Genomic DNA, 22,409 nt, shown 5'->3' on the forward strand with positions numbered 1-22,409 from the left:
GGTCAAATAAATTATGGTTTATCGTGATATTGCTTACCAATGCTTTATAATTTAACGATCATTTGATTAAGAGACAGATTGTGATCAACTCAACTGTCAAAAAGAGGCGTGACACAATGAAATTCGGCATGCGGAAACCGAGTTTACGAAAGCGGATTGCGGCCCGGACGAGCATGAAGCGCCAGATTGTCCAGCGGGCGGGGCTGAAGATGCCGAGAGGCTACGGCTGGGTACGGAATCCGAAGAAGTACGTGTATAACAAGGTGTATCATCGGACGACATTTGATATTTTTTCACTGCTGAAGAAACTGTTCAAGTGAGATTCAGATAGGGGGAAGGTACCCATGAGTGCGGCGGAGAGTTTTACAGAAGATGTTCTGGAAAAGGCATGTATTGAGATTTGTCAGGAACTCGGCTATGAGTATCAGTCAGGGCCGGACATTGCCTGTGACGGCAGGAGTCCGGAACGTGAAGACTATAAGGGAGTCATTCTGGAGAATCGGCTCAGGGACGCACTGTTTCAGCTGAATCCGGAGATTCCCCGTGAAGCGCTGGACGATGCGTATCGTCAGGTGACGACGTTCAATAATCCGTCTCTGGTTGAGAACAATCACCGCTTCCATCAGCTGCTGACCGAGGGGGTTGACGTTTCCTTTAAGGAGAACGGTCTGATCCGGACAAAACGCGTGTTTCTCGTTGATGCCGATCATCCGGAAAAGAATGATTTCCTCGTTGTCAATCAGTTTACGATTCTCGGAATTGAGAATCGGCGGCCGGACCTGATCCTGTTCATCAATGGTCTGCCGCTGGTCGTCGTCGAATTGAAATCGGCGTCCGATGACAATGTCGGGATTGACAATGCCTACAACCAGATTCAGACGTATAAAAAGGACATCGAGGATCTGTTCAATTACAATGCCTTCTGTATTATTTCCGACGGGATCAACGCCAAAGCGGGCACCATTACCTCCAATCTCGAGCGGTTCATGAACTGGCGCAGTGTCGACGGTCAGCATGTCGAACCACTGTCGATGCCGCAGTATGAGACGCTGCTGCGGGGCATGCTGACGCCGTCACGTATTCTTGATATCATCACCCACTTCATCCTTTTTCAGACGAGCAGTTCAGAAAATTATGACCGGAGCGGGAAGAAGCTTGGTGCCAAGAAGTCGCTGATCAAGATTCTGGCCGCCTATCACCAGTATTTTGCCGTGAAGAAAGCGATTGAGAAGACAAAGATCGCCACCAGTGCGACAGGTAACCGGAAGATTGGGGTCGTCTGGCATACTCAGGGCTCCGGGAAAAGTTTTACGATGGTTTTCTATACAGCGACACTGGTCCGGCAGCTGAACAATCCGACCATTGTCGTGATTACCGACCGCAATGATCTCGATGATCAGCTCTACACAACCTTTGCCAAATCCCAGGAGATTCTCCGGCAGGAACCGAAACAGGCCGATGTGCGAAAACTGAGTGAGGAACAGAAAAAGGCTCAGGCCGGTGAGAATACCCATGAGGTGAACGGGCTATATGACCTGCTCAATGACCGGGTGTCCGGCGGGATCATTTTTACAACGATTCAGAAGTTTAAGCCGGAGGACGGCGGTATGCCGGTGCTGACCGACCGGCGCAATGTGATCATCATTGCCGATGAAGCCCATCGCAGCCAGTACGGCCTTGAAGCGAAGACCAACCTGAAAACCGGAAATGTGAAGTTCGGCTACGCCAAGTATATGCGGGATGCGCTGCCGAACGCGTCTTATATCGGGTTTACCGGGACACCGATTGAGTTTGAAGATAAATCGACGCCGGCGGTTTTCGGCAACTACATTGATATTTACGACATGACCCGTTCGGTTGAAGATAAAGCGACGGTCAAAATTTACTATGAAAACCGGATTATTAAGCTTGATGCTTCTGATGATGTGCTGAAGAGTCTGGATGACGAGTTCGACGAGATCACCGAGGGCCAGGAAGAAGCCGAACGGGAGCGGACCAAGGCAAAATGGTCCCGCCTTGAAGCCGTGGTTGGCTCACCGAACCGGATCAAGAAGCTGGCAACGGATATTGTCCAACACTTTGAAGCCAAGGAAAAAGAAATGGCCGGAAAAGCGATGATCGTCTGCATGAGCCGGCGTATTTGTGCCGATTTGTATGATGCGATTATCCAGCTGCGTCCGGAATGGCACAGTGACGACGTGGATAAAGGAAAAATCAAGGTCGTCATGACCGGCAGTGCGGCCGACGATGAACGGCTGCAGAAGCACGTCGGCGGCAAACAGCGTCGCGATACGCTGGCCAAGCGAATGAAGGATGAGAACGATCCGCTGAAGATCGTAATTGTTCGTGATATGTGGCTGACCGGGTTTGACGTGCCATCGCTGAACACGATGTATATCGACAAGCCGATGAAGGGACACAACCTGATGCAGGCGATTGCCCGTGTCAACCGTGTATTCAAGGATAAGGAAGGCGGCGTCGTTGTCGATTATATCGGGATTCTGGAAAGTTTGAAGAAGGCGCTGAACCAGTATACGGACAGTGACCGTAAGAATACCGGGATCGACACATCGGCAGCGATCGCGGTCATGCAGGAAAAGTTTGAGATTGTTAAAGGGATGTTCCATGGATTCGATTACAGTGGTTATTTTGAAAAATCGCCGGTGAAACGACTTCGGACGATTACCGGCGGCATGGATTTTATCCTTGGGAAAGGCGATAAGGATCAGAAGGACTACATTCAGTTTGCGACCGAACTGGGGAAAGCGCACGGGCTGTGTGCCGCTACCGAACCAGGCAAGGAGATTGCCCTGGAAGTCGGCTATTTTAAAGCGGTGAAGGCCAGCCTGGTGAAACTGAAACATCGTGATACAAGCGATCTGGCGAAAAAGACGGTTGAACAGCGCGTCAACCAGATGCTTGAACGCTCGATCATTTCTGAGGATGTGATTGATGTATTCGATACGCTCGGACTGAAGCAGCCGGAAATCTCGCTACTTGACGAACAGTTCCTGCAGGAAGTCAAGACAATGAAGACGCGAAATCTTGCCCGGGAAATGTTGAAAAAACTGCTCGAAGGCGAGATCAAAACCATGAGCCGGACCAACCTGGTCAAATCCGAACTGTTCTCGGAGAAGCTGCGGAAATCCCTGAATAAGTATCGTAACCAGTCGATCACGAACGCCGAAGTGATCGAAGAACTGATCCGGATGGCCGACGAAATCCGGAAAATGGGCGCAGACGAAGCCAAACTCGGCCTGAATAAGGACGAAATCGCCTTTTACTATGCCCTTTCCAAGGATCAGGTCGTCAAGAACTTCTACACGGATGACACGCTTAAAAAGATCGCCCAGGACCTGACCGCCACGATCCGTCACAACGTCACAATCGACTTCAACATACGCGAACAAGCCCAGGCAATGATGCGCATCCACATCCGCCGCCTGCTGAAGAAGTACCACTATCCGCCGGAACAGGCCAAATCCGCACTCGAAGTTGTAATGAAGCAGGTTAACCTGATGTCGAGCAATGAGGCGCCTGATGCTGAGACTTATGATGGGATGCTGGTAGCTGAAGAAAGAGAAACTTATAAAAAAGGTCGGGATTGAATTGAAGATCGATGATGTAATGGATATTGTTAAAACAAGGTTTCCAGAGAAATCAATAGATCTTTATGATAGTTTGGATCTTGTTAAAAGTGTTATCGAGGATACATTGGATTCAGTTCGTAAATCACTGGATATTGCGTATACGAATAAGCATTATGATGATGCCCAGCTATTACTTGAGGTAGCAAAGTCGTCGAAGCCATTTATTTTGGATATTGATAAAATTCTCAGACATCTGGAGATTGATGAAGTTAATCATGATGAAGAGAAAAGTGAAGAAGAAGAAAGAAGGATTATCTCGAATTATGAGGATTACGTAGTTGACAATAGAACAGAACATACTTTATATGAGAATTTTACATTCAAGCGCCCATTTGGTTTTTGCTATAAGGGTAATGAAAAATTAGTAAAAGTAAACACATGGCATAATATGCTCTTAGTTGTTTGCACTGATTTGTATAAATCTAATACTGACATGTTTAAATCTTTCGAAAGCGATAAATCAATGAATGGGAGAAAGAAAAAGTATTTTTCGAAAGATAAAACTAATATGCGTGTTCCTGTATTAATATCTAATGATATTTACATTGAAACAAATTTAAGTAGTAACTCAATCCGTAATTTAATTGTTAAACTGTTAAAAAAATACAAATTATCTATTGAACAATTCAAAGTCTATTTCCGAGCTGATTATTCATCAATGAAAGAGGCTGGTTCATAATAAGAAGCACGGGATCAATCTTTATCTTTTTGTTCGGAAATTCAAGGTCACTGATAACAGCACTGAGCCTTACATCTATATAGGTAAAGGTGATGTCACATCTTTTCATGGCAACAAGCCGATTACGACTGAAATTACGCTGCACCATGAAGTGCCGATGTCTTTGTATCTGGAATTTACACTCGAGTTCGACAGTTGTAGGCACATCTTTATAAATTCTCGTCAAGTGGAATCCCTTTAGAAAGGGATTTTTTATGTTATCCACAGGTGAACACCTGAGTTTTTTAAAGTTATCCACTAGGCACATATATGTGGATAACTCATATTGCTATTAACGGTATTATCCTATATAATATAGGCATGTATCTAAGACGAGTTTCCCGAAAAAATAAAGATGGTAGTACCGTTGCCTATCTTCAGCTGGCTCATAATGAGTGGAATTCGGAAGCCAAATATGCCAAAGCGAGGGTGATTTACTCTTTCGGACGTGAGGATCAACTGGATGTAAACGCACTCCGACGGCTGGTAGAAAGCATTTCGAGATACCTCTCCCCTGAAGAAGCCCTTCGGGCTCAGGCAAGTATCGGTCAGATCGCTGATTTTACTTTTAAGTCGGCCAAACGCCTGGGCGGGGTCTGGACACTAGATCAGCTCTGGAAACAACTCGGTCTGGATCAGATCATTCAGACGTTATTGGTTGGCCGCAAGCATGATAACAACGTGGAGCGCTTGATTTTTACGATGGTGGCGAACCGTGCGGTTGACCCAACCAGTAAACTTGGCTTACAAGAATGGATCCGGAAGGAAGTGGCTCTTCCCGGACTGAATGAGGCACACGTCCATCAGTTCTACCGGGCCATGGATTTGCTTCTGGGGATGCGCAGCCAATTGGAGGAACAAGTGTATTTCGCGACGGCTGATCTGCTTAATCTGGAAGTGGATCTGATCTACTTTGATACGACTTCTTCCTACTTTGAGGTTGAGCCTCAAGAGGCACCCGATGGGGAGCAGCTGCGAAAGCTCGGTTATTCCAAGGATAAGCGGCCCGACCTGCTCCAGGTTGTCATTGGAATGGCGGTCACGAAAGAGGGCCTGCCCATTCGTTGCTGGGTTTGGCCAGGCAATACCGCAGACAAGACCGTCGTTGAAGAAGCGAAAAAAGATCTGGTCGGCTGGAAGCTGGGCCGGGTAATCAACGTCATGGACCGAGGCTTTTCAACTGAAGACAACCTGACCACCCTGCAGCGGGCCGGCGGCCATTACATTGTCGGCGAGCCGATGCGTTCCGGGAAGAAAATTGTTGATGAAGCCATGGCCCGTAAGGGTCGTTATCAAAAGATCCGGGACAATCTGGAGGTCAAAGAGATTGTTGTTGGAGACGGAGAAAAGCGACAGCGCTTTGTCATGGCCTATAATCCAAAGGAAGCGGAAAAGGAAAAGAAGCAGCGTGAACGTCTCGTCCAGGATCTGGAATCCGCTCTGGAGGATCTTCATCAGCTGCCTGAAAAAAAGCACACCAAGGCCGCCTGCGCTTTGCGATCCCACAAACTCTATGGTCGTTATCTTCGCCAATTGAAGGATGGCCAGCTGAGAATTAACCGGCAGGCCCTTCACGATGCGGAACGCTATGACGGTAAATATCTGATCCGGACTTCAGATGACACGCTGTCTGCGGAGGAAATCGCTCTAGGCTATAAAAATCTCATCGCCGTGGAAAACGGATTCCGTACCTTAAAATCCACGCTGTCTCTTCGGCCGATGTATCATCGGATCGAAGATCGGATCAAGACCCATGTTTTAATTAACTGGTTAGCTCTGCTTCTTATCCGTTTGGCTGAATTAAAGACAGGTGATACCTGGCCAACGCTCAGAAGGACCATGGATCAATTGGTTTTGGGAAAATTTTCGTCTCAAAACGGCGACTTCTATCAACGTACAGAACTTACCGCTGAACAGTCGCAAATCCTGAAAATTTTAGGGGTTGAAGCGCCTCAAAAGATCATTCGAATTGATTTAAAAGCATAGACACACGCAGAAAAAAATCCAAAGCCCGAAAAGAGGCATTACTACGCCTTTTTTCGGGCCTACGTGTTTCTAGAACTGTCGAACTCGAGTTACAACAAAAGTATAATCTTATCCAGAATGAAACAGATGCGGCTCACCAGTTTTTACCGCGCTATCCAAACACCTTTGAGCAACTTTTGAAAATTTATGATATAATATTTGTGTAAAACGTTCATGCACGTGGAAGGCCCCTCTGACGTGAGCAATCAGAAGGGCTTTGATTATGTATGGGGAATAAAAATCCCCCATGTTGCTAAAAATGAGAAAGTATCCAAGTGAGAAGCACTGGCATAACTGCAACAATTAAGGGAATGAGCAGTTCCCTCAGCAGAAAGTGCCGGCGTTCTTCTCGCTTTTCTTTACGTTCATGCACGTGTTTCACCTCCTTCACGTTTACCACGTAAGGGAAGTGATCTTCTCACAAAGCAACACTAAAATTATAGCAAAAATATTGCCGTAATAGAGGAGAAAACGTAATTTATTGTCGTTGACACAATGTGGTATAGACCGATACAAAAGTTTGAAAGTGAGACGAATCGATATCAAGGATCATCGGTTATTTCCACTCATGTATCATTCTGTGAATGTTTCAAGTGTCATAGATTCAATTTGGAAAGGTAGATGATGTATATGAGCTGATGGGTGACGCCCTGAAGATCGGGGGTGGCGCTCATGACAACATTTCAAGTACTGACACTCATGATTTCGTTTGGAATGTTCGTGCTGATGTTGTCCAGAAATAAAAAATGATCCGTCTCATATTCCTCACCCAGCGTAAGACGGATCGTTCTTTAATTATGAAGTTTCGCATCTATTCCGTTCTGTGGATTGTCACAGGTTTCATTCGATAAAAAGCGGTTCGAGAAACGTCGTGCTGAACTTTTTAATAATTTCGTCCGTTGTATAGCCTTTTTCCTTCTTCAGGAAGATGTACACTTTCGGGTTTATGGAAGCCATCAGCATGTGTGCGGTGAAGTCGGCGTCGACCGGACGCGCTGTTTCCGAACGGATCGCTTCTTCAAGTAGTGAGGCGATTACGGAATGCATGAAAACATAGGGCGGCGATTTATAGAAAGTGGTTTTTGTGTGTTCGCACCTGATAATGGGGGAAGACTGGATCGTTTCAAATAAGTGCATGTGCTTTTCCATAAATTGGATCAGCTCCTGAAATACGGCAAGCAGGCGCTCTTTGACAGATAGTGATTCAGCGCTTTCCAGAAAACGGCGTACGCTGTCTTGCAGATCCTGAAAATGATCTTTCATCAGATCCATGCAGAGGTCGCCTTTGTTGGCATAGCGGCGATACATCGTTCCCTGCCCGACGTTCGCGGTCTTCGCGATCTGATGCATGCTGACATTCTCGACGCCGTATTTGGAAAACAGCGATTCTGTGGTCTGTAAAATGGCTGCGCTGATCTTGTCGTCATTTCTTCGCAGTGATCGATCAGACATGGCTCTTCTTCCTTTCACATCCTGTTTCTGAGAGGGACTCATGACGTGCAGAGTCAATCTGTTGACAGCCGGACAATTGTCCGTTACTATTTTCAAGTACCGGACAATTGTCCGCAATTCGCAACTCTTATTTTATAACCTTGTATTCATCAGGTCAATCAGAGGCTTCGGTAAGAGGCAAAGCATAAATGGAGGTTTAAGCATGTCTTTGGAAACAACCGGGAATGATCGGGATCAGGTCACTTCAGTGAAACAGTTAATCGCACCGCTTCTGGCAATTATTGTAGGTATGTTCATGGTTATTCTGGATGGAACGGCGATGAATGTCGCTTTGCCTGGTCTGGTCACGGATTTTCATAGCAAGATTTCTGTCGTTCAATGGGCGGTCACGGGGTATGCGCTGGCACAGGCAGCCGTGATTCCGCTTGCCGGATGGCTTTCCGATCGTTTTGGCGCGAAAAGGGTCTTCCTCTTTTCGGTCATGATGTTCACGATCGGATCCGGTTTGTGTGCCCTGTCCTCGGGTATCGAGCAGCTAATTCTGTTCCGGATTATTCAAGGTCTGGGCGGCGGCATGGTTGCTCCGATCGCCATGGCCTTTACGTATCGGCTGAGTCCTCCGGAAAAAGTGGGCGCGGTCATGGGCATGATCGGAATTCCGATGCTGCTTGCCCCGGCATTGGGTCCGGTCCTGTCTGGCTGGCTCGTCGACTATGCCAGCTGGCACTGGATTTTCCTGATCAATTTACCGATTGGCGTTATTGCTGTACTGACGGGCATCCGCACGCTTCCGAAACTGTCACGTCAATCTGTTCCTGCATTGGATTTTCTCGGGATGCTGCTGGCGCCCATTGCCTTTGCCTCGATTACTTATGGTGTCAGTGAAGGCGGAACGAGCTGGACGTCAGTTAATACGCTTGCCGGGCTGATCATCGGCGCGGCAGCGTTAATATTTTTCATTATTACGGAACTCCGCCAAAAGAAGCAGCCGCTTCTGGAACTGCGCGTCTTTCGGTCCGGAGATTTCACACGGGGCATCATCGTCCAGTGGATCACGCAGATCGCCTTGTTCGGGACGATGTTTCTCATCCCGCTGTTTCTTCAGCAGGGGAAGGGGTTCAGCGCTTTTCATTCCGGGCTGACGACGCTGCCGCAGGCGATTGCGGCAGGCATTTTCATGCCGATTGGCGGCCGGCTGTATGACCGGTTCGGCGCGAGGCCCGTGGTCGCCACCGGCCTTGTGTTCGTCACCAGTTCGGCGTTCTTATTATCCGGGATTTCAGCCCAGGATGGCTCGGGGAAGCTCATTCTTCCGCTGGCGCTTCTCGGTGCGGGTATGGGTCTGTCGATGATGCCGCTGAATACGCACATCATTCAGTCGGCACCGCAGAATATTGTCAGCCGAGTGACCTCGCTGACCAACTCGGCGCAGCAGGTCATGATGTCCTTTGCTGTAGCCGGTTTATCAACCATTTTGTCCGATCGTTTTCAGAATCACGTACAGAGCGGAAGCAATCCGCTTCAGGCGCTGTCCTCTTCGTTCGGCGATACATTCTTTGTCCTGATGGGGATTGCGGTGATCGGACTGATTCTGAGCCTGCTGCTTAAGCGCCCGAGAAGGGTCAGAGAAATGGAACGGAAAACGAAAGTGCCGGCCATGGCCGGACACTGATCGAAATAGAAAATTTAATTCAAGAAACAAAAAATGATCCGTCTCATCCTCACCCAGGGTAAGACGGATCATTTTTTTACTTGTGCCATGCTTCCGCCAACATATATTGCCGAAGCAGGCAGCACCTGTTCCATTATAGAGTAAAAGGTCCTAAGAGAATGACAAGTACTGGGATCTGCTCTATTATAGTCTCATTGTTTCGATCAAGAGGTGCTTTATTGATGTGGGATTTAACAACGGGCAGTCCGATAAAGAGAATCATTATGTTCACCATCCCGCTGCTCATCGGGAACCTCTTCCAGCAGCTGTATAATATCTCAGATACGATTATTGTCGGACGGACGATCAGTGTTCAGGCATTAGCGGCCGTCGGAGCCACCGACAGTCTGTTTGCATTAATTATCGGCTTTGCACAAGGAATGACTGCCGGGCTGACGGTGATCACCGCACAGCGTTATGGTGCCCGCGATCATCTGGGGGTTAAGCGGAGCTTTGCGGTCAATATCCTGATCAGTATCAGTGTATCGTTAATTTTAACAGTGATCGGTGTGCTGTTTGCCCGGCCGATTCTGGAAATTATGCAGACGCCGCCCGACATCATTGATGATGCACAGCGATTCATTGTTGTCTGCTTCTGGGGGATCAGCGTCACCGTCCTGTATAATCTATTTAATAATACGCTTCGTGCTTTAGGAAACAGCAGACCGCCGCTCTTTTTTCTGGCCGCGGCTTGTGTGCTGAACATTATTTTTGATTTTATCTTCATTCTATTTTTTCACATGGGGGTGGCCGGCGCTGGATTAGCATCGGTGATTGCACAAGGGCTCGCGGCGGTCTGGTGTCTTTCTTTCATTAAACGACATGTGCCGGAACTGGTGCTCTTCAGAAAACATTTCAGGAATGTATTTTCCCAGGAAGGCGGGCAGCATCTCAGGCTCGGGATACCGATGGGGTTTCAGACTTCCATTATTTCGGTCGGCGCAGTGATTGTCCAGATCATGCTGAACACACTGGGTTCGGATGCTGTTGCCGCCTATACGACGGCGGGGCGGATTGATTTTCTTGCGACGCAAGTGTCATTGTCCTTCGGGATCACCATGTCGACATATGCGGCACAGAATCTTGGCGCAGGAAAGTATGGCCGTATCCGTAAAGGCGTGCGCCAGGCGACAGGACTTTCCTGCTCATTAAGTATTGTCATGGGGACACTCATCATCATCTTTGCGGTTCCGCTCTGCTATCTCTTTGTCGGCAGCCAGAAGCCTTCCGTTATCCATATGGCGCAGATCTATTTTCTCTGCAACAGCACGATGTATTCTGTGTTGTCCATACTATTAATTACGCGCTACACCCTGCAGGGACTGGGGCACAGTTTTGTGCCCACGCTTTCCGGTATTGTTGAACTGTTCATGCGTTCCTTCTCAGTTATATTTCTGATCAGGATCTGGGGCTTCACGGGGGCCAGTCTTGCGAACCCGCTGGCATGGACCGGTGCGCTGATGATTGTCGCCGGAGCCTATATTACGGAGATGCGGAGATTAGAGTCGTTAGAAAAAGGAATGTATGCCCCCAAAAGTCCTGGCGTTTATTAACAGTCACGTTAATCATGGCCGATTATACAGGTGCGATCGAATTCAATGCCCCATCTTTTGAACCGGGCTAAAAACTTGCGATTTTTCTCAGGACGGTTGATGTACCGGGACTATTGCGCCGGTCCGCGACAATCAGTAAAATCAGTATTGAAAGCGTTTGTTTTCACAAGGCTTTTGTGCCGGTTGTCGCTGGTGCAAATAAATGAAAGATTGCTGAAAGCAAGAGGCGTATGACGATGACATCTTCTCTGGAAATGCTGTTTCGCATGTGCGAACGGGCGGCGCTGCTGCTGACCATTCTGTTCCTGCTGACGCGGATTCCGCGGTTTAAGGAAATCTTCCAGCGGGAGAACCACTCGGCATTTGAGATGACCGTGATTACGACGATTTTTACGCTGTTTGCGGTGTTCAGCTCGTATTCCGGGATTCCGGTCGACGGGTCGCTGGTGAATATCCGGATTGTGACGGTAGTCTCAAGCGGGATTCTGTTCGGTCCGGTGGTCGGGACAATTACCGGGTTTATCGCCGGGCTGCACCGTTATCTGATTGATATCGGCGGGGTGACCAGTGTCCCATGTTTCATTTCCAGTGCGATCGCCGGGATCGTTTCCGGACTGATTCATATGCGGGTGAAAAAATCACGGCGCTGGATCTACGGCATCATCACCGGCATGGGCTGCGAAGCGCTGACAATGATACTGATTCTGCTGATGACGCAGTCGTTTTCGGTCGGCTGGACGATTGTGTCGAAGATCGCCTTCCCGATGATCGCCGGGGATCTGAATATCGGGCTGATTGTGCTGCTCATTCAGAGCGTGGAGGGCGAGCGCGAGCGGATCGCGTCGCGGCAGGCGAAACTGTCGCTGGATATTGCCAACCAGACGCTGCCCTATTTCCGGAATATCAACAGTGAATCACTGAAAAAGATTTGTACGATTATTAAGGATAAAATTCACGCCGATGCGACGGCGATGACCGACACCAAGGATGTGCTCGCCTATGTCGGCTTCGGCGAAGAACGCTACCATATCGGCGGCGGCGTGGTCAGCGACATCACCAAGCAGGCGATCCGGACCGGGGAGATTACGGTGGCGCACTATGAGAAGGAGCACCATATCCCCGGCATCAAGGACGTGCTGATCATGCCGCTGAAAGAGAACAACATCGTCACCGGCACGCTGAAGATCTATTTTAAAAAAGCTTACGTCATGACCCATGCAATGCAGACGATGGCAATCGGCCTGTCGCAAATTATTTCGACGCTGATGGAAGTCTCCCGTGTCCAGCAGATGAAGGAAGCAGCGGATAAAGCGGAACTGAAGGCACTGCAGACGAAGATCAATCCGCATTTTCTATTCAACGCCCTGAATACAATCGCCTCGCTGACGCGGACAAACCCGGCCAAAGCGCGGGAACTGATTATCAACCTGTCCGGTTATATGCGCTATAATCTGGAACTGACCGATGAACGGATCGATATCAACAAGGAAATTAAGCAGGTGAAGGATTATGTGGCGATCGAACAGGCCCGGTTCGGCGACCGGGTCAATGTCCGCTATGATATTGAGGCCAGAGATGTCCGGATTCCGAGCCTGATTCTGCAGCCGCTCGTCGAAAATGCGATCAAGCACGGCATTTTAAAATCGAAGACACCGGGACAGGTCACCATTTCAGCCAGGGATCTTGATGATAAGATCCGGATCAGTGTCACGGATACAGGACCGGGCATCGACCGGAAGATTATCGACGATGTCTATAAGGACAACATGTCGGTGAAAAAGATCGGGCTGTACAACGTGCATCAGCGGGTCAAACTGATCTACGGGAAGGGTCTGGTGATCCGGCGGTTGTCCCCGGGCACGGAAGTGTATTTTGATATTGAGAGGGCGGAATGAATGAAAGGAATCATCGTTGAGGACGAATTGCCGGCAAAAGAAGAGCTTCAGTTCCTGATCGAAACATACAGTTCGATCGAGATTACCAATGCGTTCACCGATGGACTGGAGGTACTGAAATTTCTACAGGAAAATGAAACGGACGTCATCTTCCTGGATATCAATATTCCGTCGCTGGATGGGATGCTGCTGGCGAGCAATATCAGCAAGTTTAAGAAAAAGCCGTACATTATTTTTACGACGGCGTATAAGCAGCACGCAGCGCAGGCGTTTGAGCTGAATGCGTTCGACTATATCCTTAAGCCTTATGACGAGAAACGGATCGCTGCCGTGCTGAAGAAGCTGGAAGCGGCCTATCAGCGGGACCGGCAGCCTGCAGCGAAACCTGCGGCTGCCCCGCACAAGCAGACGCGGATCAATCTGAAAAAAGATGAAAAGATTATCGTCACGGACGTCAATGATATCTATTACGCCGAGGCCAGTGAGAAGGAGACGTTCGTATATACAAAAAAGGAACGCTATACCATTCACGAAAGCATCTCGGATTTTTATCAGGAACTGCCGAAAGACCAGTTCTTTCGCTGCCACCGTTCGTATATCGTCAATCTGTCTAAAATCCATGAAATTGTCCAGTGGTTCAATCAGACGTACCTGCTTCGGCTGGATGACTGTGATGCGGAAATTCCCGTGAGCCGGACGAACACGAAAACCTTCCGGCAGTTGATGCATCTCTGAGCGCAGTTCATTCCGGATTTGCGTCATCCGATGATGGAAACGCTTTATGACGCCTTTTCCCCGATATAATCAAGGTGTTCAAGGAAGTCATTTAAAACCTTGCAGACCTGAAATTAAGGGGAGATCGAAATGACACACACATCAGGAATGAACAAAGCAATCGTTCGCTGGCCGATCCTTGTCGGAACAGTCATCGTCATGATCGGGCTTGGTACCATCTATACATGGAGTCTATTTAATCAGCCGCTCGTTGATAAATTCGGCTGGAACGTCGGCGCCGTCGCCATGACTTTTTCAATCATGAGTTTCGCGCTGAGTCTCTCAACCCTTTCAGCAAGTAAAATCCAGAAGAAATTCGGCATTCGCGGCTTGCTGCTTCTGTCGGCAGTCGGCATGGGCGCCGGCCTGGCACTGACGTCGCTCGCTTCTTCACTGTGGATGCTTTACATCGCAGCCGGCGTTCTCGTCGGCGCGTCCAACGGGATTGCCTATATGACCACGTTGTCGAATACGATCCAGTGGTTCCCGGAACGGAAAGGGCTCGTTTCCGGAATCGCCATCGGTGCGTACGGGATCGGCAGTGTCCTTTTCAAGTATGTGCTGGCGTTTCTGATTCAGAATGTCGGCGTGTCGCAGACGTTCTTCTATTGGGGCATGATCTCATTCGTCATGATCGGCGGCGGTCTGCTGCTGATCCGTCAGGCGCCGGTTGCCGCGGCAAAGAAGGAATCGAGCCGGGAGACTGCCGCGCATCATAATTACACTGTCAGCGAAATGCTGAAAACGAAACAAGTCTATCTGCTCTTCTTCGTTCTGTTCACCGCCTGCATGAGCGGCCTGTATATGATCGGCAGTGTGGCGAATATCGGCACCAGTCTCGCCGGTCTTGATGCGGCTGCGGCGGCCAATGCGGTGGCGCTTGTCGCTCTCTTTAACACGGCTGGCCGGCTCGTGCTCGGCGCCCTGTCGGATCACTTCGACCGTCTGAAGATTGTTGCCGGCGCACTGCTTGTTACCGCGGCAGCGGCGGTGACTCTGAGCAGTGTCGCGCTGAACACGACCTTGTTCTTCCTCTGCGTCGCCAGCGTCGCGCTCTGCTTCGGCGGGAACATCACCATTTTCCCGGCTATTGTCGCTGATTTCTTCGGGCTTAAGAATCAGAGCCAGAACTACGGTCTGGTCTACCAGGGATTCGGGTTCGGCGGCCTGTCGGCATCGTTCATTTCCGGTCTGCTCGGCGGGTTTGTCCCGACGTTCCGGCTGATCGCTATCCTCTGCAGCGTCGCCTGCATCGTGGTCATCACGCTCCACGCTCCGGGAATGGCTGCAGTCCGGACGGCACACAGATGGGGCCGGAAACAGCTCCGGGAAGAACATATCCGCAGTTAATCTATTGTAACGAATCGGATTAAGCTAAAAAGGCGTCTGCTGAAGCGGAAATCACGCTTCGGCAGGCGCTTTATTGTTGGCAGTGCGCTCCGAAATTTTACAAATACGTATTTCCCCCTGATAATGAAAACTAAGTATTCCAATTGTCACGTTTTTTTAGGGGAGATGTCGTCATGAACGGATTTGAGCAGGAACTGGAGGCGTTTGCCCGGGTAGCGATTCGGACCGGGGTGAATTTGCAAAAGGGGCAGGGCCTGGTGATCAGTGCGCCGCCGGAAGCCAGTCATTTTGTTCATCTGATTACAGAGGAAGCCTATACAGCCGGGGCGAAGGATGTTCATCTTGAATGGTCTGATGAGGAAACACTGCGGCTCAGGCTCAAGTATGCGCCGCTCGACGCACTGAAGCAAGTGCCCGCGTGGAAATTTTACGCACAGAATGAATCGGTCAAAGACAAATATGCCGTGCTGAGCATTTACGGACCGAATCCGGATCTGCTGGAAGAGGTTGACGGTGCCCGGACCGCAGCCTACATGGCGTCCATCGGCAAGGGGGCCACGCCGTTCCGGGAGTATATCATGAACAACCGGATCCAGTGGTCGATTGTCGCTTACCCGACAATTGCCTGGGCGAAAAAAGTTTTCCCCGGCAAACCGGCCGGTGCGGCGCAGGAATTATTGATGAAGGAAATTCTGCGGGTCAGCCGGGTCACCGGAAATACCGATCCGGTGGCAGCCTGGGCGGATCATAACCGCAAGCTGCACGAAGCAAAAGATTTTATGAACGAACAGAAATTCCGCAGTTTAATCTATCAGGCAGCCGGCACGGATCTGACCATTGATCTTCCTGACGGGCACATCTGGTGCGGCGGCTCCGAGCCGTCGGAAGCCGGTGTGCCGTTCAACGCCAATATTCCGACCGAAGAAGTCTTCACGCTTCCTGATAAACGGGGTGTTAATGGAACGGTGTCCGGCACCATGCCGCTGAATTATAACGGACAGGTCATCGACCGTTTCAGCCTGACGTTCAAAGACGGTGCCGTTGCGGAGTTCAAAGCGGAAAAAGGGGAAGAGGTGCTGAGCCATCTGCTTGACACCGATGAGGGTTCCCGCCGTCTCGGTGAAGTCGCACTGGTACCGCATCATTCCCCGGTTTCTGAATCCGGACTGATCTTTTACAATACGCTGTTTGATGAGAATGCATCCTGCCATCTGGCGCTTGGAAAAGCTTATCCGACGTGTATTGAAGGCGGGAGCGGCCTGGATGAGGACGGGCTCGACCGGGCCGGTGTTAACAGCAGCATCGCGCATGTGGATTTCATGGTCGGATCCGCCCATCTGAACATTGACGGCGTGAAGCAGGACGGCACGAAGATTCCGGTTTTCCGGAATGGTGCCTGGGTGCTCGACTTTTAATGATTTTGTCTGTCATACTCTGTCTCGCTGTTTCCGGCCCGGAAGTTTTCTGCCAATGAACTTCCGGGCCGTATTTTTTCCGTGGAACAAGCGAAAATTTTTTACAGTTTAAAAAAAGCGGTGTGAAAGCGAAATTCAGTGGATTCCACCTTTTGTTCAGTAGACATTTTCATCATATGGCTTAAAATTAAATAGGAATGACTTGCACAACTGAAGCGGCATGTCTTTTTGACAGGAGAGGGCTCCTGCCCGGCAATTTTATTTCTTAGCAAAGAAGTGTATTCATAATGGACGAACTGATGATTGACAGTACGCTTAGAGTCAACCTGATTGAAAAAGATGATTCGGTGCTGACCTTTTCTTTTGTGATTGAAGGCCCGCCGCTGACCTGGCGTGAACGTCTGCACCGGAAAATATTTGTCCAGCTGTACAGTGAGCCGGGCAATCACCCGGTGCACGTGCCGGATGTGCATAAAAATGAGCCGTATAAGAACGACGAAGGGGAATTCGACTATTCGATGGGCCTGCGCAAGGACAAGATGCAGCTGGCTGTTCCCTATGAATACCTGCCGGAGGTCAAGTTCGGGGATCTGATTACGGCACGGATCAGCCTGGAAAATTCGGCGACCGGGGCGATTCTCGGCCTGGAACGTCTGTCGCTGATCGGCACCGAAAAAGGCACTCTGGTTGAGAATTCCGTAGAACTGATGGAGAGCTATCTGACCAGCGGGCTCGATGAGAAAGAACAGATCGAGAAAACCTGGTACTGGATGGAGCTGAATGCAGAAAGAAAACCGCTTCTGGAACAGGGGATCGGTTTTCTGAAAGAGATTGCCGGAAAGGGTTCGGCGGATGCAGCGATGAAGCTGCACGAGTTATATGAGGGCGGCCGGCTTGTACCGATCGATCACGGGGAAGCAAGAAAATGGCTGCAGCATGCTGAGAAAATCAAGCGCAATGAGCTGATCCCCGGAGGAGCTGCCGGTAAGGAACAGATACCGGACAAGATCGTCGACGAGGATTCACTGAAAAAATGTGAGCAGCTGGCCAGAGCGGGTTATCCTGAGGCAAAATGGCTGATTTATCTGTTCAGTCTCTCACCGCAGGGCAAGTCCTACAACAGGGACACCGCCTTTAACTGGCTGAAGTCGGCGGCAGCAGACGGCGTTCAGCGTGCGGTCCGGAGTCTGGCCGATGCGTACCGGAAGCATTATGGATTCATTTCCAGAACGGATGCCGAGGATTATCTGGCTGTGCTGAAGAAGGCGGCGGATACGAAACAGCCGCTTGCCGAATATTACCTCTACCAGATCTACAGTGACGGCGATTGTCTCGGCCAGCCGCTCGGGAAGAATGAGAAGCAGGCTTATGATATGCTGCGCGAAGCTTCGGAGGACGGCAGTGTGGAGGCGGCCTATGAACTGTGGCACGCCTATGAGGACGGCAACCGGTTCCTGGAAGAGGAGAAAGCAGCGCTGAAGTGGCTGGCGATTGCGGCGGAGCGCGAATTCCCGCCGGCTGAGGAACGGCTCGGCGATCTTTACCTGGATGGAAAAGGGGTCAAACAGGATTCGGCTCAGGGGCTGGAACTTCTGAAGAAGGCGGCCGACCATCAGAACTGGGATGCGCAGCTGAAACTTTATCAGGGCTACTCACGCGGCTTTTACAAAAATATCTTTTTCGACAAGGATCAGGCACAGGCTGATGTACTGCTGCGCAAGTACGCCGAAGACGGCAACCCGAAAGCCTGCCTGCTGATTGCGGATAAATACGAGCAGGGCAACAGCATGGTGATGGAGCACCGGGAAGTGTTCCATTACCTGGCGATTGCGGCGAAAGAGGACTATGCGCCGGCTAAATTCCGGATGGCCAATATCTTGCTCGACGGCTATTACGTCCGCGAAGACCGGGAAAAGGCGAAACAGCTTCTGAACGAAGCGGCGGCATCCGGCCTGCCTGAGGCCCAGTTTGCTCTGTACCGCTATTATACGACCGGTTATAAATCGATCAGCGCTTCCGGTGTCAACCGGGAGCGGGCCGTCCGCTGGCTGCTTAAGGCGGCGCAGAAGCTTCCGGAGGCGCAATATGAAGTCTGGGCACTGCGCAATGACGGTCAGTCGGCATCGATGGATGTGACGCAGGAACAGTCGATGGACTTCCTGTTCCGCAGTGCGTCGATGAACTTCAGTCCGGCGCTCTATCGGGTCGGCATGGCGTTCGGCACCGGAACGGGTGTGGACAAGAATCCGGAGCGCGGGATTCGGCTGATCGAGAAAGCTGCCGCACTGCATAATCCGGAAGCCATGTACACGCTGGCCGAACTCAAGACAAAGGGCACGTTCGAAGGCGCGTCGGTCAAGCAGGATTCCGAAGAGGGGATGCATCTGCTTCTGCTGTCCGCAGAGCTCGGTTATGCGCCTGCCTGCGAACGGATCAAGAAATTTTACGAAGCAGGCGACCTTCCGGGAGAATCCGAAGTATGGCTGAAAACGATCTTCCGGAATCTGCCGGCATCTGAACGCAAGAATCTCAACCTGTCGTCCGGCGATGCGGAAGCCGCAGCCGGCAAGTCGGAAACAGAATAAAGGTCATTAAAGACATTAGAAGACACCTTCTGCCTGAGTGCGGAGGGTGCTTTTTTTTTTAGCGCGCCCGGCATGGGCGGCAGCCGGGACGGATTATCGGTCCTCAGCACGATTTTTACGGTCTTCAGCCGGTTTGCAGCCTGTTTCATGCGCAGGTGCCGGAACCGTCCGCGGGTTGGCCCGGATCACGGACGATGAATAGAAGCTGAAAATAACCCGACCGCCGCTGCTGCTTGCCCGGATCAGCACCGGGAGTCCGTAGCTGTTCCGGAAACGGAAATCCGGCCCCATCCAGCTGACGGTGGCATCTCTGCCGGGCGGAACGTAGGCAACGCGTTTGCTGTGCGCATAACGTTCAACGATGTGCAGGCCGGCACGATCGGCGGCATTGAATAAGGTTGAGGATACCTGGCAGATTCCGCCGCCGATGCCCTCGGAATATTCTCCTTTCACAATAATGCGGGCTGTCTGATAGCCCTTCTGGCGTGTGCGCTGGCCCAGTGTCCGATTAAAGGAAAAGATCCTTCCGGGAAAGACCACTTGATTGTTGATCGATCGGACAGCCAGCTCAATATTATGCGTCCGGGCCTTATTACCGGGATTGAAGTAAGTCATGTAGGTACCGATGCGCTGCGTCCGGATTTCGGAGAGCAGTTCAGAATCGACTTCCGGATACACTTTTTGTAACGGCACGATAACCCGGGCAGACTGTTTACTGTAGAAAAAGTGCTGAAACTGGTCGATAAAATTTTCCCGGTCCAAAGTGTATCCGGCCCTTTCAGCGACAATCTGATGATTCGGTCCGAGTGTTGCGTTAACGGGCGAACGCACGGTTTTATCACTGAGTTTAGCAATAAACTGATCCAGTTTTTGCCGGTCAATAACCGGTAACCCCGGAGCGGTAAATTCCGACCGACTGACCTGTGCGATCGTCTTTCCATGGTCTTCGATGATTAGCTGATCCTGCGGCGCCGGCGGGGAAGCAATCAGCATCAGTCCCGCAAGCATCAGTTTTAGAAACACGCGCTCACCCCCTGTTTTAGTATGGACGTTTTTTTCTTTCTTACGATAATTCTGTTTCAGGGATAGGCACAAAGTTGTACTGTCAAAGAAGTTGACATCAAATTTACATTATTTGGTGCAAAAGCCTTTTTACAGACAGGTACAGGCTGTTTATGATGACGGTGAAGGAACGGGCAGAAGGGTGAACCTGATGATCAGGAAAGGAGCTTACTGCATGGGTACAGCTGAAAGTTGTTTGTTTCCGTTTTTCCCTGCCAGATATACATAAGTGCAGTCACTTAGAAACCGTTGACTTTTGAATTGATTTTAAAATTTTTAAAAATTTCTAGGAGGATCTGAGAATGACCAAAGTCATAATCAAAGCAGCACGTTTCGGTCTGGCTTTATTGCTTGCTTTTGCGCTCTCATTGCCTGTTGTCCCGGCGCTTCCGGCCGCAGCGAAGGCAAAAGAGACAACGATCCCGATCCAGCTGCTCGGTATCAACGATTTTCACGGGAATCTTGATACTGTTGCGAAAGATCCGGGCGGAAATCCGATTGGCGGTGCAGATTATCTGGCTGCAAATCTGAATCAGGCGACCCGGGCATTCATGGCCGCCCATCCTCACGCAACGAAGAATAATTCCATCCGCGTGGAGAACGGGGATATGGTCGGCGCCAGCCCGGCGGTTTCCGGACTGCTTCAGGATGAGCCGACGATGAAGGCGCTGCAGGCGATGAAGTTCCAGGTTGGCACCCTGGGCAACCACGAGTTTGATGAGGGCCTTCCGGAATTCAAACGGATTCTTGATGGAAAGAAGCCGGCGCCGAAGAACAAATACGCCAGCAGTGACGGCGTCGACATCGTTGGCAATTACCCGCAGGTTAAGTCGCAAATGGACATTGTCGCGGCAAATGTGGTCGACAGGCAGACTGGAAAGATACCTGAAGGCTTTAAGCCGTATACAATCAAGACAGTGAAAAGCAGCGGCCATAAGATCCGGGTCGGTTTTATCGGCCTGATTACGACCAGGGCGACGACGGTGATTTTGCACAGTCAGATCGTTAATCTCGATTTTCTTAATGAAACAGATACGATTGTCAAATACGAGAAGATTTTACGCGCCAGGGGGGTCCATGCCATTGTGGTCCTCGATCACACCGCGGCGGTCAGCCCGGGCTCACCGGCCGGAGGTTCTGACGGATCGGTCAGCGGAGACGCTGCCGATGTGATGCGTCAGGTGAACCAGAAGGACCCGAACAATTCGGTGGATGTGTTCTTTGCCGGACACTCGCATCAGTTTGCCAACGGCGTGATCGGCAGCACGCGGATCATCCAGGCGCTGAGCTTCGGCCGGGCATTCGATGACGTTCAGGGTGAACTCAGTACGAAGACGAAGGATTTTGTGTCTGCGCCGGATGCTGCCGTTAAGTACAACGAACGCAGCGGTATTGTGCCGGATCCTGAGGTCGCACATATTGTAAAAGATGCGGAGCAACGTGTGGCACCGTTAATCAGCAGTGTGATCGGGTACGCTAAGAATCCCGTTTATTCCCGTTCCGGAACCGGCTTTGATCCGGAAACGGAGGTTGGCGACCTGGTCACCGATGCACAGCTTTTTGAGGCCAATCAGGAAGGCAAAAGTGTTGACTTCGCAATCACGAATAACGGCGGGATCCGTTCCGATTTGATCACGACGCCGGCTGCAGACGGCAGGAATGCGATCACCTGGGGCGCGGCTCAGGCGGTCCAGCCGTTCGGAAACTTTTTACAGATCGTGGAACTGAGCGGGCGTGATCTTGTCACGGCACTGAACCAGCAATATGACGACAGTCTTTACTATCTGCAGATTGCCGGTCTGAGCTATCAGTATGCGCCGTCACCGGATGATCCGCTATACAAGTATAAGGTGGTCGGCATCACAACAGCAGACGGACAGCCCTTTGATCTGAATAAGACCTATCGCGTGGTGATCAATGACTTCCTTTTTGGCGGCGGTGACGGATTCTCTGTGTTCACAAAGGGCCATATGGTGGATACCCTGAATGGTCTGGACACGGACGTATTTGTTCAATATATCAAGGATCAGACTGCAGCCGGTCAGGTCATCGATCCACAGGTGACAGGCCGCCGGGTGCTAGTGAATTCGACTGATTTTCTCGGGAACTAATCCCGGCAGTAGTTAACAGGGCACTGCTTTCCGAAGCGGTGTCTTTTTTTTCGATGGCGCGAATCAGTTCAAATTAAGCGGACTCTGTGCGAAAATAATAGGTGAAAA

Annotated in this window: 16 protein-coding genes; 14 read left to right on the forward strand and 2 right to left on the reverse strand. The window is 50.4% G+C overall.

Features of this window, described 5'->3' with window-relative positions; genetic code table 11:
• Nucleotides 1-116: 116 nt before the first annotated feature.
• From D889_RS0110285 to D889_RS15965, 6 genes are all read left to right on the forward strand, one after another.
• Complete coding sequence (locus D889_RS0110285; protein WP_010632104.1) at nt 117-320, forward strand: hypothetical protein; 204 nt, start codon at nt 117-119, stop codon at nt 318-320.
• 24 nt (nt 321-344) lie between these two features.
• Nucleotides 345-3,608 (forward strand): type I restriction endonuclease subunit R, encoded by a 3,264-nt coding sequence (locus D889_RS0110290; protein WP_010632103.1) that lies wholly within the window; start codon nt 345-347, stop codon nt 3,606-3,608.
• A gap of 19 nt (nt 3,609-3,627) precedes the next feature.
• Complete coding sequence (locus tag D889_RS0110295) at nt 3,628-4,329, forward strand: hypothetical protein (RefSeq protein WP_248676833.1); 702 nt, start codon at nt 3,628-3,630, stop codon at nt 4,327-4,329.
• 13 nt (nt 4,330-4,342) lie between these two features.
• Nucleotides 4,343-4,570, forward strand: a complete 228-nt coding sequence (locus D889_RS15425; RefSeq protein ID WP_238537663.1) for a DUF3427 domain-containing protein — start codon at nt 4,343-4,345, stop codon at nt 4,568-4,570.
• A 119-nt stretch (nt 4,571-4,689) separates the two neighbouring features.
• Nucleotides 4,690-6,354 carry an IS1634 family transposase gene (locus D889_RS0110300; protein ID WP_010632101.1) on the forward strand — a complete coding sequence of 555 codons (1,665 nt, stop codon included), beginning with the start codon at nt 4,690-4,692 and terminating at the stop codon, nt 6,352-6,354.
• Nucleotides 6,355-7,065: 711 nt separating this feature from the next.
• A complete protein-coding gene (locus D889_RS15965; protein WP_369369286.1) occupies nt 7,066-7,143 on the forward strand; it encodes a putative holin-like toxin in 78 nt (25 codons plus the stop codon).
• Between the two features lie 90 nt (nt 7,144-7,233).
• Here D889_RS15965 and D889_RS0110305 read toward each other — a convergent pair whose 3' ends face one another.
• Nucleotides 7,234-7,845: a TetR/AcrR family transcriptional regulator gene (locus D889_RS0110305; protein WP_010632100.1), complete on the reverse strand. Its 612-nt coding sequence runs from the start codon at nt 7,843-7,845 to the stop codon at nt 7,234-7,236.
• 202 nt (nt 7,846-8,047) lie between these two features.
• Between D889_RS0110305 and D889_RS0110310 the strand changes: the two genes are divergently transcribed.
• The 7 genes from D889_RS0110310 to D889_RS0110340 all read left to right on the forward strand — a co-directional run bounded on the left by D889_RS0110310 (nt 8,048) and on the right by D889_RS0110340 (nt 19,128).
• Nucleotides 8,048-9,517 (forward strand): MDR family MFS transporter, encoded by a 1,470-nt coding sequence (locus D889_RS0110310; protein WP_010632099.1) that lies wholly within the window; start codon nt 8,048-8,050, stop codon nt 9,515-9,517.
• A 221-nt stretch (nt 9,518-9,738) separates the two neighbouring features.
• Nucleotides 9,739-11,109 carry an MATE family efflux transporter gene (locus tag D889_RS0110315; protein ID WP_010632098.1) on the forward strand — a complete coding sequence of 457 codons (1,371 nt, stop codon included), beginning with the start codon at nt 9,739-9,741 and terminating at the stop codon, nt 11,107-11,109.
• Nucleotides 11,110-11,345: 236 nt separating this feature from the next.
• Entirely contained in the window at nt 11,346-13,004 is a 1,659-nt protein-coding gene (locus D889_RS0110320; protein ID WP_010632097.1) for a sensor histidine kinase, read from the forward strand.
• Nucleotides 13,005-13,739 (forward strand): LytR/AlgR family response regulator transcription factor, encoded by a 735-nt coding sequence (locus D889_RS0110325; protein ID WP_010632096.1) that lies wholly within the window; start codon nt 13,005-13,007, stop codon nt 13,737-13,739.
• Between the two features lie 147 nt (nt 13,740-13,886).
• Nucleotides 13,887-15,128, forward strand: coding sequence for an L-lactate MFS transporter (locus D889_RS0110330; RefSeq protein ID WP_238537661.1), 1,242 nt, complete (start codon nt 13,887-13,889; stop codon nt 15,126-15,128).
• A gap of 173 nt (nt 15,129-15,301) precedes the next feature.
• Nucleotides 15,302-16,543: an aminopeptidase gene (locus tag D889_RS0110335; RefSeq protein ID WP_010632094.1), complete on the forward strand. Its 1,242-nt coding sequence runs from the start codon at nt 15,302-15,304 to the stop codon at nt 16,541-16,543.
• Nucleotides 16,544-16,830: 287 nt separating this feature from the next.
• Entirely contained in the window at nt 16,831-19,128 is a 2,298-nt protein-coding gene (locus tag D889_RS0110340; RefSeq protein ID WP_010632093.1) for a tetratricopeptide repeat protein, read from the forward strand.
• 93 nt (nt 19,129-19,221) lie between these two features.
• Here the strand turns inward: D889_RS0110340 and D889_RS0110345 are convergent, their stop codons facing one another.
• Complete coding sequence (locus D889_RS0110345; protein ID WP_238537659.1) at nt 19,222-20,136, reverse strand: VanW family protein; 915 nt, start codon at nt 20,134-20,136, stop codon at nt 19,222-19,224.
• Between the two features lie 356 nt (nt 20,137-20,492).
• Between D889_RS0110345 and D889_RS0110350 the strand changes: the two genes are divergently transcribed.
• Complete coding sequence (locus D889_RS0110350; RefSeq protein ID WP_010632091.1) at nt 20,493-22,301, forward strand: bifunctional metallophosphatase/5'-nucleotidase; 1,809 nt, start codon at nt 20,493-20,495, stop codon at nt 22,299-22,301.
• Nucleotides 22,302-22,409 lie beyond the last annotated feature (108 nt).

Origin of the sequence: Sporolactobacillus vineae DSM 21990 = SL153 (assembly GCF_000377985.1) — a bacterium.
Lineage (GTDB): Bacteria > Bacillota > Bacilli > Bacillales > Sporolactobacillaceae > Sporolactobacillus > Sporolactobacillus vineae.